Source organism: Syntrophomonas wolfei subsp. wolfei str. Goettingen G311, from assembly GCF_000014725.1.
GTDB lineage: Bacteria > Bacillota > Syntrophomonadia > Syntrophomonadales > Syntrophomonadaceae > Syntrophomonas > Syntrophomonas wolfei.
This window is the reverse complement of sequence record NC_008346.1, coordinates 2,124,317-2,137,097: the sequence shown is the minus strand read 5'-3', so window position 1 is coordinate 2,137,097 and position 12,781 is coordinate 2,124,317. Positions and strand designations below refer to the sequence as shown.

Below are 12,781 nucleotides of genomic sequence, written 5' to 3'. Positions count from 1 at the left end.
CAACAAGCCTCGCCTATCTTTTTTCACAATAATGTAACTCTTTGAGGCCGTATATAGGCTAAAATAACAGGTATATTATACTATCGGAAGCTTTGAACAGTTGAGTTTTAATATTCATAGGATAATATACGGTGGAAGGGGTATTGTCAATTGATTGCAATTACTGGTGGAAAGATATTAACCATGGATGAAGCAGGAAGCATAGAAAACGGGGTTATATTAGTTGAGGGAGAATTTATCAAGTCGGTAGGGGAAAATGAGGGCTTCCCTTCCAACTGCCAGGTAATCAATGCCGAGGGGAAATATGTCTTGCCTGGTTTTATTGATGCTCATAACCATATTGGACTGGAGGAGGAAATATACCGGAGCGAGGGTGACGATGTCAACGAGAGCAGTGACCCAATTACTCCCTATTTACAGGCAGCTGACGGAATTAACTTCCATGATTTAGCTTTCAGCGATGCACTGCGGGGTGGGGTTACCCGCTCCCTGTCTATGCCGGGGAGTGCCAATATTATTGGGGGTCAGGCGGTATTTTTAAAACATTGGGCGGGCTCTCCGGGGGAAATGATATATAAAAACCCCTGGGGACTGAAGGCCGCTCTGGGGGAGAATCCCAAGCGGGTTTACGGCGAGCAGAAGAAAACACCGCTAACCCGGATGGCCAATGCTTCTTTACTTCGGGAAGCCCTGTATGTGGCCTCTAAGGAAATGACAAAAGCTGAGCGGAAAGCCCGGGAAGAGTATAAACAGGGAGCCCTGCTAAAAGTACTGAAGAAAAAAATGCCGCTTTTGCTGCATGCCCACCGGGCGGACGATATCTTAACCGCCCTGCGTATCAGGGATGAATTTGATCTTAATCTCATAATACAACATGGAACTGAAGCCTTCTTAGTTGCAGACGAACTGCGGAAGAGGAATGTAGCCGTATTTCTGGGGCCTTTGCTGGTAAACCGAGCCAAGGTGGAAATGAAAGAAGTATCATTTAAAACAGCTTCGGCCCTGGCTCAGGCCGGGATTGATTTTGCTTTTATCACCGATCACCCGGTGATTCCAGTGGAGCATTTGCGAGTTTGCGCAGCTCTGGCAGTGCGGGAAGGACTGGATGAAGATATGGCTCTGCAGGCCATAACCACTTCCCCGGCTCGCTTGCTGGGGGTAGAAGACGAGTTGGGCAGTGTCCGGCAGGGTAAACGGGCTGATCTGGTAATCTTTGATGGACATCCGTTTGATTTTCGCTCCCGAGTTGTTTTAGCCATGGTTGATGGCAAAATATGGGGGAATAGGCGTGAATAAAGGTGATTTATTTACGGTTTATCTTAACGGAGTAATGATGACCGTATGTGTCCTGGGCTTTTATAGCGAGGAATATAGCGGTGAGGATATGGTTATCCTTGCGGTTGTAAACCAGGATAATATGGTATATCTGCCTCTGGGAGATCTGCAGGCTCTTTTTCCGCGTCTTAAGCAACTTCATTAAGCCAGGGGTTTTTACATCAATTTTCCACCAGGATTTTGCTGGCTTCGAACAGAATATTGATATCATTGTAAAAAGTAATAAATATTATTTTGTTTGTATAAATATACCTTCGCCCGGCACTCGACCTTAATGTTCCAACTGTGAACAGGATAGAGACTAATATTGAGTATCGGAGGGTATTCCCCTCACTCCTCACTTTTCATATTAACCCCCCTGGCCGGGGCCAAAACCACCGATGAAAGTGAGTTAGTAGGCGTTTGTTATACAGTAAGATGTAATTGGGAATACCCCTTCTAATTACCGGCGTATGGCGAACATTCCGCCCTCCGATTTCCCTCTTCAGTCTTCCGTCTCCCGACGACTGACGCCTGACTACCGATGACTTTTCTATAAGATACGGAGGTGAAGAGTAGCTTTAATAGTTTAATTTAATAGTACAAGTATAATTTAATGAGGTGGTAAAATTGAGATTCAGTAGGTACATATTATTCGTGGTGCTGTTGGCTTTTACATATCTCCTGATTTTTCCCGCGCTTACAATGGCTTCTAGCCCTGCAATAAGAATCGATGGCGAGCTGCGCAATTTTAGCCTGGGAGCCCAAATAGTCAACAACCGGACCATGGTTCCGATCCGTTTTGTGGTGGAAGATGAGGCTCTGCAAGGAGAGGTTTTTTGGGATGCCTCCTTGCGTAAGGTGGCGATGAATTGCCGGGGTAAATATATAGAAATGTTTATCGGCAGCAATGAGGCCTGGGTTGATGGGGAAAAGCGTTTCCTGGATTCTCCGCCGTATATATTTGAAAGCCGAACTTTTATCCCCCTGCGCTTCCTGAGCGAAAATCTAGGAGCAATGGTAAACTGGGATGCTCAAAAAAGCGAAGTGCTAATCAATTTTAAGTACCAACCCCGGGTTTTTGCTTATTATTACCGTTCTTTCGCTGAGTACCAGGAGAATATTGACTTATTCTCCGATGTGGCTTTCCGCTGGTTTGAAACCAACGGACGGGGAGAAATTTTTTATGAATACCAGGATCGTTTTGCTGAGGCCCTTGATTTAGCGCGGAACAAAGGGGTAAAAACCCATGCTAGTGTTGTTCTCATGGGGAAGGATGCTTTGCACCAGTTGCTGAGCAATTCGGAAAACCGTGCTCGTTTGATTGCCAATCTACTGGATGTAGTGAAAAAAGACCGTTATGATGGAGTGAATATTGATTTCGAACTACTGGATCCAGGTGATGCCGGGAATATGACCTTATTTCTCCAGGAATTGAAGACCTCTTTGGGAACGGACAAAAAGCTTTCGGTGGCTGTATTTGCCCGTACCGGCAAGGAAAAATGGCCGGTTGGTTATGAGTATAAAAAGATTGGACAGATCGCAGATTCAGTCGTAGTAATGGCTTATGACTATAGTTATTCTACAACGGCACCGGGACCAGTGGCTCCCCTCTGGTGGGTTAGAGAAGTTTGCAGTTATATGCGAAGCGTGATTCCTCAGGACAAAATACTACTGGGTTTGCCTACCTATGGATATGATTGGGGTGCAGGGAAGAATGCGGTTACGATTACAGCGCCAAAACTGGAAGCATTGGAAGCGAGATACGGGTTGCAAAAGGATTTTGATTACCCGAGTATGAGCCCCTGCTACAGCTATTATGACGAAGAGGGAAAGTATCACGAAATCTGGTTGGAAAACGAAGCCAGTCTGAAGGAGAAGCTTAATCTGGTTCAGGAAAATCGATTGGGAGGAGTTTCTTTTTGGAGAATAGGTAATGGTTTTGCGGATCTATACCGGCTGCTGGAGGGATGGCGAGGGAAGTAATACTTTAGTGGATATTGAAAGGATAATGATCTTAAAGAGCCGGTGGGATAGTATCCTACCGGTTTCCTACATTTTTCACCTAGAGTTAGCAGGAAGTGATAATATTAATCATAATAAGAATGGTGAGGAATGAGGGGTAAGGGGTTAAGGTTCTCTCTTGCAATATCTTACGGTTCAAGCACCTACTAACTCGCCTGGAAATTATGATGGAGGGTATCGCCAAGTTGGGAAATCGTTATATAGATAGACTAAAAAGGGACGGGAGGGGAAAGAATGAGTTCTGAACAGCCGAGTTTATTTGAGCTATTGCCGGGTGAGGAATTATATCGCCAGGAGAAGCAGGTTGCTGCTAAAGAAATCCGCTCCCCATTCCTGCCTGGGATTAAAGTAGAAGAAGCATTTCCCGGAATTAAGGAGGTCGCTTTGCTGGAGGAACTGGCGCGTAATTGCAACAACTGCCGCTTGCGTAGCGGTTGTCGGCAGGTTGTATTCAGTGATGGGGATGTAAAGAGCAGAATAATGTTTATTGGAGAAGGACCGGGGAAGGATGAAGATGAACAGGGGCGTCCTTTTGTGGGAAAAGCCGGGCAATTGCTGGATAAAATACTGGTGGCGGCGGAAATCCCGCGTTCCCAGGTTTATATTAGTAATGTGGTTAAATGCCGCCCGCCCGGGAATCGCCTGCCCAATCCTGATGAAGTGAGGGAATGCCGGAATTATCTAGAGGCGCAGATAAGGATAATGCAGCCGGCTATTATCGTTTGCCTGGGAGCAATGGCCAGTCAGGTAGTAATTGACCCTAAAGCGAGTGTCTCCAAAATCCGGGGCAAATGGTTCAACCGGCAGGGGGTTAAGATTATGGCTACTTACCACCCCGCAGCCCTGCTGCGCAATCCGTCTTATAAAAGACCGGCCTGGCAGGACTTTCAGATGATTAGAGATGAGTATAACAAGGTGAAAAATATCCCCCGTTAGAGATCGGGTTCCTATTGGCCGCTACCACAATAACGGCCGTAGAGAGCTTCGGGCGTACCCGACAGGGTGAAGGGTGCAGGATGAGGGCCGTCCGCAGTTTCTTCCGATGCTTTAAGAAAATCCTGGCCCAGGAGTAATGCTTCCCAAGCGGGAAGACAATGAGGTGTTTTTTTGCATATTAGCGTGAAAAGTGATGATGAGATGCGGAAATTAGGCTATGATCTTGCCCGGGTTCTGGAAAAGGGAGATATTGTCTATTTGCGCGGAGTTTTGGGAGCAGGTAAGACTACACTGGTAAGAGGAATTTCTCACGGCCTGGGTTACAGCGGGCGGGTGAACAGTCCTACCTTTACCCTGCTTAATATCTATCCGGCCCCCATTGAAATCTATCACTTTGATCTCTATCGTTTGGAAAACTGTGATCTCCATGATTTGGGATGGGAAGAATACCTGGAGGGGGACGGCATATCCCTGATTGAATGGCCGGAGGCCGGTCAGGGGCAATTTCCCCGGGAAGCCATGTTCATAGACATTAAGTTATGCGATGATGACTATGAGCGGGAAAGAGTTGTAGAGATTTGCGCCCAGGGAGAAAAATACCAGCATAAGTTGGAGGAGTTGAAGGCTTTTGTTGATACTGGCTATTGACAGCGCTACACCGGTAGCCGGGGTAGCACTGCTGGATGGCAATAAACTTTTAAAAGAAGAATTCAGCAATTATAAAAAGACCCATTCTCAAACCTTGATGCCCATGATTGATCGGGTTTTAAGAGAATGTGAATGTAGTTTTGACGACCTGGCGGCTATAGCCATTAGCGCCGGACCGGGCTCTTTCACCGGCTTGCGCATAGGCATGGCTACCGCCAAAGGGCTCTGCCTGGCCAGTGGCAAGCCTTTAGTAACAGTTGCCACCCTCGATGCCCTGGCTTATAATGTGCATCGCAGCCAGGACCTGGTTTGTCCTCTGCTTGATGCCAGGAAACAGGAGGTTTACACTTGTTTCTATGATGTTTCCGCAGCCCTGCCGCGGAGACTGGTGGAAATGTCCGCCTGTTCACCGGCTGAATTTGTTGAACAAGCTCGGCATTTAGCCCATAAATATGGCCGGGGAAAAATTCTACTCCTGGGGGATGCTTATTACCCTTATGAAGAGTATTTTCAAAAGGCCCTGGGGGAGAAACTGTTGGTGGCAGCACCGCACCTGATGTATCCCCGGGCTGCCTCCATAGCTAGCCTGGCTATGTTGAAGCTGGAGGCCGGGGAATTAGAAAACCTGTTCAGCCTGCGCCCCCATTATATCAGGTTGTCCGAAGCTGAATACCGTTTGGGAAAGGCAGCTCAATGATTGGCTTGTATAAATATACCGCTCGCCAACGCTCACTTTGTATATTTATGCAACCCTTATGCAACAAAAGGGGTTTTTGCAGTGGAATCAAACTATTACTCTATTTCGGGAGCTCAATGACATGATAAATACCCGTTTTCTTATAAGAAAAATGACCATAAAAGACATTGACCGGGTGATGATAATCGAAAATGAATCTTTTACCCTGCCCTGGTCACGAGATTCTTACCTCAAGGAATTTGATAACGAGTATGCCAGCTATCTGGTTTGCGATGTCCGGGGTGAAGTAGCAGCCTATGCTGGTATTTGGGTGGTATTTGAGGAAGCGCATATTACCAATGTAGCAGTAGACAGGCGCTTTCGCCAGCAGGGTATGGGCCGGGCCCTGATGGAGAGACTGGAACAAGAGGCGTGCAATAAAAAAGCGGCTTCTATTATGCTGGAAGTAAGACCTTCCAACCTGGCTGCCTTAACCATGTACAGGAAATTGGGCTATATCCAGACTGGTCTGCGCCGGGAATATTATTCCGACAATCTGGAGGACGCCCTGCTTATGACCAAGTATTTGTTTTAAGGAAAGTAAGGTACAAGGAGTTATTAGTCGTCGGTCGTCAGACATCAGAAGGGTGAGGGGGTTTATTTCCTACCCTGTGGTCGCTAAATAAGGTTGCACCCTTCGGGTACTACTGATGCTCCCTGCGGTCGCTAATTAAGGTTGCACCCTTCGGGTACTACTGATGCTCCCTGCGGTCGCTAATTAAGGTTGCGGGTACGCCTGATGCTCCCTGCGGTCGCTAATTAAGGTTGCGGGTACGCCTGATGCTCCCTGCGGTCGCTATTAAGGTTGCAGCCATGGGGGGAGTTAGAAAAGAGGTGGTTTTAGTGCAGGAAAGTCTAATTCTAGGAATTGAAACTTCGTGCGATGAAACGGCGGCGGCCATAGTGCGCAACGGAAAGGAAATCCTGTCCAATATAGTAAATTCCCAGATTGATATACATCAACAGTTTGGTGGAGTGGTTCCGGAAGTTGCTTCCCGTAAGCATATCGAAAATATTGCTGGGGTAGTGCACAGAGCATTTTCCGAAGCCCAGCTGGCTTATTCCGCTATTGATGCGGTAGCTGTAACCAATAGACCAGGACTGGTCGGAGCTCTGCTGGTGGGAGTATCCTTTGCCAAAGCTTTTGCCTATGCGTTGGAGAAACCGCTGATTGCAGTAAACCACCTGCACGGGCATATTTATGCCAACTTTCTGGAGCATAGGGATATAGAATTCCCGGCCATTTGTTTGGTAGTCTCCGGGGGCCACACCAGTCTCCTCTTGATGAGCAATCCGAATAAGATGGAAGTGCTGGGAGAGACCCGTGATGATGCAGCTGGGGAGGCTTTTGACAAGGTGGCCCGCTTTTTAGGTTTGGGTTATCCCGGTGGACCGGCTATACAGGAAGCAGCTACCAAAGGAAAAGCTGGCCAGTTACAGTTACCCCGGGTTTTTCTGGATAGGAATGATTTTGAGTTCAGCTTTAGCGGCCTCAAGACCGCCGCTATGAACCAGTGGAACAAATTACAGCGCAGGGGCCAGGCCAATGTCTTTGATATGGCCGCCGAATTCCAGGCGGCGTTGGTTGAAGTCCTGGTGGAAAAGAGCATCAAAGCAGCAGCGAAGTATCAAGTCAGAACGATTATGATGGCAGGTGGTGTAGCCGCTAATCAGGAGTTGCGTAATTTGATGAAAAAGAGGACTAAAGAAGCTGGTTTGAAGCTCTTCTATCCTTCCCTGAAACTCTGTACTGATAATGCTGCCATGGTTGCCGCCAATGCCCATTATCACTATGGAAATAGGAGTTTTGCCCCTCTTTCATTAAATGCCTATCCCAGCCTATTGTCCCTGTGAAAAATGCCTGTGGATAATGTGGATAAGTCTGTTGATAATTCATATTCCGCAGTTCGTTGCTATTAAGCTTATTTAATATTTGTCCTATGAGTAGAATGATGTCCGGAATCTAGAATATTATCTCCTTGTGGATAAATAGGAAAGTGAGGAGTGGGAAGCTTGTACCCGGTATTGATAAAAATTGGTCCAGTAGCTGTCTATTCCTGGGGATTTATGCTGGCAGTGGCAGTGATTGTGGCCATAGTTGGAGCCCGGGCCTTGATGAGAAAAGAAGGCTGGGATGAGGATATGGTTCTCGACCTGGTTTTAGTCATGGTTCTTGCTGGATTGTTGGGAGCTCGCCTCTTATATGTTTTTATCTATGAAAGAGAGCTTTTTCTTAAACCGCTGTTAATTTTCCTCCCCGGTCCCAATGGCTTCGCCGGACTGGTATGGTATGGTGCTTTGTTCGGAGGTTTTTTGGGACTAGTGATTTATGTCTGGAAAAAGCGGCTTCCTTTTTGGAAACTGGCAGATATATTTTCTCCTTTTGCCGCCCTGGGTTATGCTATAGTAAGAATCGGCTGTTTCCTGGCCGGTTGCTGTTATGGCAAGGTTTGTACTTCCGTTACCGGAGTGGTTTTCCCTCTGGTGGACTATCTACCCCGTCATCCTACCCAGCTCTACAGCTCCGGGATAAATATGCTTATTTTTCTTTTTCTAATCTGGTTTTACCCTCGTAAAAAGTTTCCCGGGCAGGTTTTTCTCCTTTATCTCTTGCTCTACTCGCTATACCGTTTCATTTTGGAATTTTTCCGGGCCAACCTGGTAATGTACGGTCCTTTTTCCACCAGCCAGACCTATAGCCTGATTCTTTTTACCCTGGCGGCAGTTTTATATTATTTGCGGTTAAGAAAATACCACAAGGTCAAAGAAGAATAAATGGGGAGGAAAGCCTGACACTGGGGGCACAGCTAAAAAAACCATCCATGATTAAAATAGAATAAATAGGGGAGGAAGTCCATGGAAGACAGGTGGCTTATAAGACAATCATTAAGAAAGCGGATGTTAGAGGCCAGAAATGTTATGACAGCATCTGAAGCAGAGGAACTCAGTCGGCGTATAGGCTGTCGCCTGGAAGAGCTGGAATCCCTGCGCCAGGCGAAAAGTATTATGGGCTTTGCCTCAGTAAAAAATGAAGTGGATTTGCGTCCCTTCATGGAGCAGCAGCGAGGTCAAGGTAAAAGGATTTTTCTGCCCCGGGTTGAGAGTGCCGGAAAAATGGTTGCGGTTGAGTTCCGGGGATGGGGACAAACCGCTAGCGGGCCTTTCGGGATTAGAGAACCGCTGGGGCCAGCAGTCCCGGCAGCAGAGATAGATGTGGTCCTGGTACCGGGACTGGTATTTGATACCCGGGGGTATCGCCTGGGTTATGGAAAAGGGTATTATGATCGCTTTCTGGCCGGAATGGAGGAAAGGGTTTTCCTTTGCGGTGTTTGCTACGAATTCCAGATAATTGATGACAGCTTTCCTGATTCCCTGGATATACCGGTACACTGGATAGTGACGGAAAAATCAGAACTGGCAGTTAACTGGAAGTTCTTCTAAACACCCGGCACTCAATGCTGATAATAGACATCCAATAACCCCTCCCTCTCCTGACGCCCGACGACTAATAAAATAGCCCCTTAATCCTTACTCTCCACTGCTTCTTTCAAGGCAGCAAATACTCCTCCCAGACCCGCCAGGTCGCTGGGAATAATCAGCTTGGTGGACTGACCATCACCGATTTCTTTCAAGGCTTCCAGGGATTTAATAGCCAGCACCTTGTTATCGGCTCCGGCCTCCTTAATCATCACCAGGCTGTCGGCAACAGACTTTTGTACATTTAAGATAGCCTGGGCTTCACCTTCGGCCCGCAATATCTGAGCTTGTCTCATTCCTTCTGCTTCCTTGATGGCTGCTTCCCGGACAGCTTCCGCGTTAAGAATCGCCGCTTGTTTCTGCCCCTCTGCTTCCAGTATGGCAGCGGTTTTTTGCCCTTCAGCCCTTAAGATGGCTTCTCTTTTTTCTCTTTCGGCCCGCATCTGCTTTTCCATGGCTGTCTGAATATCCTGTGGAGGTAAAATATTTTTCAACTCCACCCGGTTGACCTTAATACCCCATTTATCCGTAGCTTCGTCTAGTATAGTCCGCAGTTTGGTGTTGACCAGGTCACGGGAGGTAAGAGTCTCATCCAATTCCAGATCGCCCACGATATTCCTCAAGGTGGTGGCGGTCAGGTTCTCAATAGCCAGGATGGGGCGAGCAATCTCATAAGTGTATTTGAAGGCATCAGTAACCTGGTAATAGACCACAGTATCAATCATCATGGTGACATTATCCTTGGTAATAACCGGTTGGGGCGGGAAATCCACCACCTGTTCACGCAGGTCTACTATGGCTCGGAAACGGTCAATAAAGGGAATAATTACATTGATGCCTTCTTCAGCACTCTTGTGGTATTTGCCCAGCCTTTCCACTATGCCTACGGTAGACTGTTTAATAATCTTGATAGAGGAGAAGGCCAGTATAATAACAAAGATCACCAGTATGAAATTGACAAACAATCCTAATACCAGGTCCATTATCGTCACTCCTTTTTTAAATATACTTGATATCATTGCAAAAGTAATAAATATTATTTGCCGGTATATTTATGCAACCCTTATGCAACAAAAAGGGTTTTTGCAGTGCTGTCATCCTTTACTTGCTTGTTTCCAGTTCGGCTTTTTCCACTAAGAGCTTAACCCCGTCAATTCCAGCAACCACAATGCGGGTATCTTCCTCAATTTCTTGCGGGGAAAATGCTGTCCACACTTCACCATTGACTTTAACCTGCCCATATTCCAGAGGGGTGATACTACTAAGGCATATTCCATGTTGGCCTACCAAAGCCTTGACATTGCTGGCGGTATCATTGGTTTTAAAGAATTTCAGCACTAAAGGCCGGGTAAATAGAATGAAGAGAAGAGTAAAAAAAGCAAATAAGAGCAGCTGGACCTCCAAGCCAGGCAGCAGTTTCAAGGCAGCAGCGGCTGCCACCAGCAATGCAGAAAGAGCTAGCCAGAGAAACCAGAGACCAACGGTAAAGATTTCAATGGCTCCAAAGACTACAGCTATCAAAATCCACTGCAAAGAAGACACGAAAATCACCTCCCGCCTTAATAACAAATTGATAAACCACCATGCTAAGAAGACAAGTACTGATGAAACTTTTCTATTTAATAATACCATAGAAAATCGGGCTTCTTACTCCCAGGTTATTCTTTTTAAGTATTTATAATATAGCAAAGCAGGAAATCTTAACAAGTATCCCAAACCTATTTGTAGCTAATTGTAGTATATTATCTCTTGTTGTATAATATTAAGCGTAATTAACTCCGACTCACACCAGCCTAAGGTAATGGCTATGGCGGTTGAGCGATTGGGTATGGAGGGAAACCTCTGTGCCTCCCGTTTGGAAAGGAGTAAGATTAAGTGTAGTGCTTAATAACACCCCTTGTCCGGGGTGATTTTTTTTGTGGAGGTGTTGAAGGTGACCGATCAGAAGGAACTGGTGGTAAAGCTAAAGGAATTATTTCCCCAGGGGAGAATCACTTGTACCGAAGCTCATGATCTGGCCCGGGAGTGGGATATGGATCCTCGGGAGCTGGGAGAAGCCTGTAATGAGGCAGGCATCAAGATTTCTGGTTGTGAATTGGGCTGCTTTTAAGCTGGACAAGCTTTTTCCCTGCAGGGAGGTGGGAAAATATGCTGGATAAACACGAAAGAAATATAAACTATATGCGAATTTCCCTTACCGACAGGTGTAATTTGCGTTGCCGCTATTGTATGCCTGAGACCGGTGTCGATAACCTGACCCATTATTCCATTCTAAGCCTGGAGGAAATGGCCAGGTTGGTTCGGATAGCCAGTGAGTTAGGAATACAAAAAATACGGCTGACTGGAGGAGAACCGCTGGTTCGTAGGAACGTACCCCAATTGATTAGTTATATTGCTCAAATTCCTCGTATCGATGATATTGCTTTGACCACCAATGGGACATTATTTGCTGCTTTGGCCGAGGAACTTAAGACAGCGGGTTTAAACCGGATTAACTTTAGCCTGGATAGCTTGGTTCCAGAAAAATTCAAATATATTACGCGCCGGGGAGATTTATCCAAGGTAAAAGAGGCTATTTTCAAAGCCCTGGAACTTGATATGCATCCGGTAAAGATTAACATGGTAGTTATTAGAGGTTTTAATGATGATGAAATTATTGATTTTGTAGAACTGGCTCGAAAATATCCTTTGCATGTACGCTTTATCGAATTTATGCCCGTGGGTGACCTGTTGTTCTGGAAAAAGGATCGGATGATGCCTGCACAGGATATTAAAGCTTATATTGAGGAAAGCTATGTTCTGACTCCGCAAAAGAATATCCTAGGCAATGGACCGGCCAGGTATTACAGCCTGGAAGGCGGAGAAGGGTCACTCGGTTTTATCAGTCCCATGAGCAACCATTTTTGTGGTGAGTGCAATCGCATCCGCTTGACGGCTGAAGGTGGTCTCAGAGGATGCCTTTATGACAAACGGGAGGTTAACTTGAAAACGGCCCTTAAAAATGGTTCCAGCGATGAAGAGATAAAGGAACTTTTTATTTGGGCCATTAAAGCCAAACCAGCTCGGCATCATATGAATAATGGCTGGGGAGAGGAAAACAAGCGCAAGATGTATCAAATCGGAGGATAAGGATGAACTTTACGCATATTAATGAGCAGGGCTATGCTCGGATGGTAGATGTAAGCAGCAAAAATGACAGCGAGCGTATAGCTATTGCTCAAGCCATTGTCAAGATGCAGCCAGAAACCATGGGAAAAATCAGGGATGGAGCCATTAAAAAAGGCGATGTTTTGGGGGTAGCTCAAATAGCGGGTATTATGGGAGCCAAGCAGACATCAGCCCTTATTCCCATGTGCCACCCCTTGAATCTTACTTCCGTCAATCTCGAATTTGCTTTTGATGAAGTCAATGCCAGTATTATTATTGAGGCTGAGGTTAAAACCACCGGTAAAACCGGGGTGGAAATGGAAGCCATTACGGCGGTATCGGTGGCGGCTTTAACTATCTATGATATGAGCAAAGCAGTAGATCGCTGGATGGAGATTACCGATATCAAGCTTTTAGAGAAAAGCGGGGGAAAGAGCGGTCACCTTGTAAGAGACTAGCTTGTCGAAAATTGTCTCTTTGATACTAGAGGTTGATAGG

The 12,781-nt window shown here is 46.3% G+C and carries 15 protein-coding genes and 1 riboswitch; of the genes, 13 read left to right on the top strand and 2 right to left on the bottom strand.

Going from position 1 to position 12,781, the window contains the following annotated elements; genetic code table 11:
• Positions 1–150: 150 nt before the first annotated feature.
• The 10 genes from SWOL_RS09675 to SWOL_RS09630 all read left to right on the top strand — a co-directional run bounded on the left by SWOL_RS09675 (position 151) and on the right by SWOL_RS09630 (position 9,100).
• A complete protein-coding gene (locus SWOL_RS09675; protein WP_011641265.1) occupies positions 151–1,296 on the top strand; it encodes an amidohydrolase in 1,146 nt (381 codons plus the stop codon).
• On the top strand, positions 1,289–1,480 hold the full coding sequence (locus SWOL_RS09670; protein WP_041427515.1) for a hypothetical protein: 192 nt from the start codon (positions 1,289–1,291) through the stop codon (positions 1,478–1,480). The genes SWOL_RS09675 and SWOL_RS09670 overlap by 8 nt, the downstream gene beginning before the upstream one ends.
• Before the next feature lie 464 nt (positions 1,481–1,944).
• Positions 1,945–3,300 (top strand): glycosyl hydrolase family 18 protein, encoded by a 1,356-nt coding sequence (locus SWOL_RS09665; RefSeq protein ID WP_011641264.1) that lies wholly within the window; start codon positions 1,945–1,947, stop codon positions 3,298–3,300.
• A gap of 273 nt (positions 3,301–3,573) precedes the next feature.
• Positions 3,574–4,275: a uracil-DNA glycosylase gene (locus tag SWOL_RS09660; protein ID WP_011641263.1), complete on the top strand. Its 702-nt coding sequence runs from the start codon at positions 3,574–3,576 to the stop codon at positions 4,273–4,275.
• A 171-nt stretch (positions 4,276–4,446) separates the two neighbouring features.
• Entirely contained in the window at positions 4,447–4,923 is a 477-nt protein-coding gene (tsaE, locus tag SWOL_RS09655) for a tRNA (adenosine(37)-N6)-threonylcarbamoyltransferase complex ATPase subunit type 1 TsaE (protein WP_011641262.1), read from the top strand.
• A complete protein-coding gene (tsaB, locus tag SWOL_RS09650) occupies positions 4,904–5,620 on the top strand; it encodes a tRNA (adenosine(37)-N6)-threonylcarbamoyltransferase complex dimerization subunit type 1 TsaB (protein WP_011641261.1) in 717 nt (238 codons plus the stop codon). Before tsaE ends, tsaB begins: the two co-directional genes overlap by 20 nt.
• Before the next feature lie 121 nt (positions 5,621–5,741).
• Positions 5,742–6,194 (top strand): ribosomal protein S18-alanine N-acetyltransferase, encoded by a 453-nt coding sequence (rimI, locus tag SWOL_RS09645; RefSeq protein ID WP_011641260.1) that lies wholly within the window; start codon positions 5,742–5,744, stop codon positions 6,192–6,194.
• Between the two features lie 278 nt (positions 6,195–6,472).
• Positions 6,473–7,513, top strand: coding sequence for a tRNA (adenosine(37)-N6)-threonylcarbamoyltransferase complex transferase subunit TsaD (gene tsaD / locus SWOL_RS09640; RefSeq protein WP_049750185.1), 1,041 nt, complete (start codon positions 6,473–6,475; stop codon positions 7,511–7,513).
• 150 nt (positions 7,514–7,663) lie between these two features.
• Positions 7,664–8,434: a prolipoprotein diacylglyceryl transferase gene (gene lgt / locus SWOL_RS09635; RefSeq protein WP_081424836.1), complete on the top strand. Its 771-nt coding sequence runs from the start codon at positions 7,664–7,666 to the stop codon at positions 8,432–8,434.
• A gap of 81 nt (positions 8,435–8,515) precedes the next feature.
• Complete coding sequence (locus SWOL_RS09630; RefSeq protein WP_011641257.1) at positions 8,516–9,100, top strand: 5-formyltetrahydrofolate cyclo-ligase; 585 nt, start codon at positions 8,516–8,518, stop codon at positions 9,098–9,100.
• 80 nt (positions 9,101–9,180) lie between these two features.
• On the opposite strand, the gene SWOL_RS09625 is transcribed toward SWOL_RS09630, so the two are convergent.
• Both SWOL_RS09625 and SWOL_RS09620 read right to left on the bottom strand, forming a co-directional pair.
• Complete coding sequence (locus tag SWOL_RS09625) at positions 9,181–10,119, bottom strand: SPFH domain-containing protein (protein WP_011641256.1); 939 nt, start codon at positions 10,117–10,119, stop codon at positions 9,181–9,183.
• Between the two features lie 118 nt (positions 10,120–10,237).
• Positions 10,238–10,678, bottom strand: a complete 441-nt coding sequence (locus tag SWOL_RS09620; protein WP_011641255.1) for an NfeD family protein — start codon at positions 10,676–10,678, stop codon at positions 10,238–10,240.
• A 222-nt stretch (positions 10,679–10,900) separates the two neighbouring features.
• Positions 10,901–11,018: riboswitch (molybdenum cofactor riboswitch) on the top strand.
• A 51-nt stretch (positions 11,019–11,069) separates the two neighbouring features.
• On the opposite strand from SWOL_RS09620, the gene SWOL_RS14635 reads away from it, so the two are divergent.
• From SWOL_RS14635 to moaC, 3 genes are read left to right on the top strand one after another with little or no spacing between them, the layout of a single operon-like run.
• Entirely contained in the window at positions 11,070–11,246 is a 177-nt protein-coding gene (locus tag SWOL_RS14635) for a hypothetical protein (protein ID WP_173309190.1), read from the top strand.
• Between the two features lie 38 nt (positions 11,247–11,284).
• Entirely contained in the window at positions 11,285–12,265 is a 981-nt protein-coding gene (gene moaA, locus SWOL_RS09615; protein ID WP_011641253.1) for a GTP 3',8-cyclase MoaA, read from the top strand.
• 2 nt (positions 12,266–12,267) lie between these two features.
• Complete coding sequence (moaC, locus tag SWOL_RS09610) at positions 12,268–12,741, top strand: cyclic pyranopterin monophosphate synthase MoaC (RefSeq protein ID WP_011641252.1); 474 nt, start codon at positions 12,268–12,270, stop codon at positions 12,739–12,741.
• The last annotated feature ends 40 nt before the right edge of the window (positions 12,742–12,781 follow it).

Coding starts and splice junctions, on each gene's coding strand:
- SWOL_RS09660 (WP_011641263.1), top strand. CDS start 3,574: ATGAGTTCTGAACAGCCGAGTTTATTTGAGCTATTGCCGGGTGAGGAA.
- rimI (WP_011641260.1), top strand. CDS start 5,742: ATGATAAATACCCGTTTTCTTATAAGAAAAATGACCATAAAAGACATT.
- tsaD (WP_049750185.1), top strand. CDS start 6,473: ATGGGGGGAGTTAGAAAAGAGGTGGTTTTAGTGCAGGAAAGTCTAATT.
- SWOL_RS09630 (WP_011641257.1), top strand. CDS start 8,516: ATGGAAGACAGGTGGCTTATAAGACAATCATTAAGAAAGCGGATGTTA.
- SWOL_RS09625 (WP_011641256.1), bottom strand. CDS start 10,119: ATGGACCTGGTATTAGGATTGTTTGTCAATTTCATACTGGTGATCTTT.
- moaA (WP_011641253.1), top strand. CDS start 11,285: ATGCTGGATAAACACGAAAGAAATATAAACTATATGCGAATTTCCCTT.
- moaC (WP_011641252.1), top strand. CDS start 12,268: ATGAACTTTACGCATATTAATGAGCAGGGCTATGCTCGGATGGTAGAT.